Raw genomic sequence first — 3,464 nt, 5'->3', positions numbered from 1 at the left:
TCTCTTCTGGGGTTAAATGGGGATTCTCAATCGTAGATGCGATCGCACTTAAGGTGTAGATACCAATTTCCTGGCAAGTTTCTCTGCCTAATTCGATGTCATAGGCTTCCAATTGATTTGAAGCTTCAATAATTGCTCCCGAGCCATATTGACATCCCTGACGATAGGTAGTGGTTTTTTCATAGGGGATGGGAAGGATAACTATTTTTGCATCTTGATAATTACTTTGGGCTTCTGAACCAATAAATTGTTGGGGCAACATTGTTTATTTTGTATTTAGAATTAGATAATAAAAAAAGACACAAAACTTAAAAAATAATTTTAAATCTAGCAATATGACATCGGCGATCGCAATTAATCAAACTCCTCAGACTTGGAATTGGCGGGGACATCAGATTGCTTACCAGCAAGCAGGGGAAACTGGTGCAGCAGTAATTTTAGTGCATGGTTTTGGGGCATCTTGGGGACATTGGCGTAAGAATCTACCAGCATTAGGGGAATCTTGTCGTTGTTATGCGATCGATCTGATTGGTTTTGGCGGTTCGGACAAACCCGAACCAGGAACGGAAATTGATTATACTTTTGAAACTTGGGGACAGCAAGTAGCTGATTTTTGTCGTGAAGTAGTTGGCACTCCTGCATTTTTAGTGGGTAATTCGATCGGTTGTATTGTGGCGATGCAAACAGCGGTAGATAATCCCGATTTGGCTTTGGGAGTAGCTGCAATCAATTGTTCGATTAGATTATTACACGATCGCAAGCGAGTCACTTTACCCTGGTATCGCAACTATGGTTCGCTGATTATGCAGCAGGTGTTGGGCAATAAAACTATTGGCAGTTTCTTTTTTAAGCAAATAGCCAAACCAAAAGTAGTCCGCAATATATTGTTACAAGCTTATCGCCGTTCTGAAGCAGTTACCGACGAACTGATCGACATATTGATGAAACCCGCCCAAGACAAAGGCGCAGCCGATGTATTTCTAGCTTTTACCCGCTATTCTCAAGGTCCTTTACCCGAAGACTTATTACCTCGTCTTACCTGTCCTACAGTGCTGTTGTGGGGTACGGAAGATCCTTGGGAACCCATTGCAATGGGTCGAGAATTGGCTCAAATATCTACAGTAAATGAGTTTATTCCCCTCGAAGGTTTGGGTCATTGTCCTCAAGATGAAGCCCCAGAAATAGTCAATCCAGTTTTATTAAAATGGATCTCTGAGAACAACTAACGATTAATAATTTAGGTTAGAATTCTAGTTGGGGAAACTAGGTTTTTTACTTAATGGAGAGATGGAAAATGGCTGTTGTTAAGTTAACCAAGCAAGATATCGCAAACATGAGGGCAGAAGATGTAGCAGAGATCGCCATCCGTCTCGAACAAGATGAATACAATACTCCTTTTGAAGCCTTATCAGATTGGCATTTATTAAGAGCGATTGCTTTTCAACGGGAAGAACTGGCTCAACCCTACATCCATTTATTAGATATTGAAGCTTACGACGAAGCTTAATCGATACAATTTGGTTTATTTACAGTTTTGGGGAATGCGATCGAATCAGAAAAGCGATCGCATTTCTATTTGTTTGGGGCAATATGATTTTATCAATCCTTTCGATCGCATTAATTGGGCATATGCAACCACCAGACAAAATGCGCTCGGTTATTATTCTCCTAAATAATCTAAATCCCAATTAGTTTTTTACAGATTGTTTGAATTCTACTTTTAAAGAAGTACTATCTTCTGTTTCTAAAATCGAACCGTCGGGATTTTCTAAGACAAATCCCCCATCGCGAATCATGGCTAAATCGTTATTAGCAGATTGTCCTGCGGTAGTTAAATAGTCTCCCACAAAGATCGAGTTGGCAGGGTATAATCCCATTACTTGTAGCGATCGCAAGTGAACTTCTCTACCTCCTGCAATTCTAATTTCTTGTTTGGGTAAGATAAAACGGAATAGATTGAGGATACGCAAACAACGACGGGGATTTAGTTGATTAATATCTCCTAGGGGAGTGCCATTAATGGGAATTAAGAAATTAACTGGTACGCTAGTAACGTCGAGATCGCGCAAAGAATAAGCCAAATCGATAATATCATCGTCGGTTTCGTTCATGCCCAGAATACCTCCCGAACAAGTGGTAATGCCAGCTTTTTTGACGTTTTGCAGAGTGTCAACGCGATCGCGGAAGGTATGGGTACTACAGATATTTTCGTGGTGATTTTCGGAAGTATTTAGATTATGGTTGACCCGATCTACTCCCACGGCTGCTAATTGTTGGGTTTGTGATTCGTTTAATAGTCCCAAACAAGCACAGATTTTGAGATCGTGTTTGGCTTTAACCGCTTTAAAAGCCTCCAATACATTGCTAAAAACCGATTCCGAAGGGGATCTACCAGAAATTGCCATACAGAAAGTACCTGCTTTGAGACTAGCAGCGCGATCTGCGGCAGCGACTATTTTATCTTTGGCAATCAGAGGATATTTCTCAATCTCCGCACTGGATATTTTCGACTGGGAACAATAATTACAATCTTCAGGACACAAACCACTTTGGGCGTTAAGCAAAAAATGCAGTCTGACGCGATTCGACCAATAATGGTGGCGTACTTTATAGGCTGCGTTGAGTTGTTCTAGCAAAACTAAATCTGGTGCTGATAAAATGCCTTTGGCTGTGGCGCGATCGATTAACTCCCCTGCAAGAGAAAGTTCGGCGATCGCATTGTAATCAATTGTAGTCATGGCAGAGTTTCTTACTTACACAGAACTCTAATGTTTTACCACGTATTCAATTGCCATCGACCGATTGTTAATTATTTACATCGATCGCGGATTGTTTCGGCGATGGCTATCAACCATTTTTCGGTAATCATTTCTTTGGATAGTTGAAAAACACAATATCCATGTTTCTGTGCCAGGTTAAGTTTTTCGTAGTCTCGCATTAAACTTTTTCCCGTACTGTGTCCCCCTTTGTGCCAAATCTGTCCGTTGATTTCAATTGCCACTTTGCCAGGGTAACTAACATAATCGAATTTAAAACGACGTTGAGGAATTAGTCGTACTTCAGTGGCTAAATCTAGTTCGGGAAATAAATCGTCCCACAACAGATCGAACTGAAATTCTAAACTACTGATGCTCATTGGTTAGATTGAGTGTTTCTTAACCAAGATAACTGTTATTAGTTCCAGTGGCATCTTCAATGGGTATTAGGCATTGGTGACAACTTAACGCTTTGTGTTTAAAGTCAAACGCTTTCAAGTAATAAGTAATAAGTAATAAGTAATAAGTAATACAGCAGTTTTCATCTAAGTCAGGTTCTATGATCCGAAAACTGTCCTAAAGCCTAAAGCCTAGAGCCTAGAGGCTTTATCTTCTAGTTACAGCTTTTGCGTAATATCAGTAAATATTAAAAACTTATGAATAAAACTATCGATAGTAGTTGACTAAAGATAAATTAGCTTAACTTGT

The 3,464-nt window shown here is 39.9% G+C and carries 6 protein-coding genes; 3 read left to right on the top strand and 3 right to left on the bottom strand.

Features of this window, described 5'->3' with window-relative positions:
- Nucleotides 1-262: arginase family protein (locus tag AC33VI_RS02830; protein ID WP_491780758.1), on the bottom strand; the 262-nt coding region annotated here is incomplete at its 3' end.
- Nucleotides 263-335: 73 nt separating this feature from the next.
- On the opposite strand from AC33VI_RS02830, the gene AC33VI_RS02825 reads away from it, so the two are divergent.
- The 3 genes from AC33VI_RS02825 to AC33VI_RS02815 all read left to right on the top strand — a co-directional run bounded on the left by AC33VI_RS02825 (nt 336) and on the right by AC33VI_RS02815 (nt 1,676).
- The gene (locus tag AC33VI_RS02825; protein WP_491780757.1) at nt 336-1,226 is read left to right on the top strand and encodes an alpha/beta fold hydrolase; all 891 of its coding nucleotides are present in this window, start codon (nt 336-338) and stop codon (nt 1,224-1,226) included.
- Between the two features lie 68 nt (nt 1,227-1,294).
- The gene (gene isiD, locus AC33VI_RS02820; RefSeq protein WP_491780756.1) at nt 1,295-1,507 is read left to right on the top strand and encodes a protein IsiD; all 213 of its coding nucleotides are present in this window, start codon (nt 1,295-1,297) and stop codon (nt 1,505-1,507) included.
- 10 nt (nt 1,508-1,517) lie between these two features.
- Complete coding sequence (locus AC33VI_RS02815; RefSeq protein WP_491780755.1) at nt 1,518-1,676, top strand: hypothetical protein; 159 nt, start codon at nt 1,518-1,520, stop codon at nt 1,674-1,676.
- Nucleotides 1,677-1,688: 12 nt separating this feature from the next.
- Here AC33VI_RS02815 and bioB read toward each other — a convergent pair whose 3' ends face one another.
- Both bioB and AC33VI_RS02805 read right to left on the bottom strand, forming a co-directional pair.
- Nucleotides 1,689-2,738 carry a biotin synthase BioB gene (gene bioB / locus AC33VI_RS02810; protein WP_491780754.1) on the bottom strand — a complete coding sequence of 350 codons (1,050 nt, stop codon included), beginning with the start codon at nt 2,736-2,738 and terminating at the stop codon, nt 1,689-1,691.
- Nucleotides 2,739-2,809: 71 nt separating this feature from the next.
- A complete protein-coding gene (locus AC33VI_RS02805) occupies nt 2,810-3,136 on the bottom strand; it encodes a hypothetical protein (protein WP_491780753.1) in 327 nt (108 codons plus the stop codon).
- Between the last annotated feature and the right edge of the window lie 328 nt (nt 3,137-3,464).

The organism is Waterburya sp. (assembly GCF_058530065.1).
Note: the sequence above shows the minus strand (reverse complement) of the source record. Positions and strands in the feature narration are given on the sequence as shown.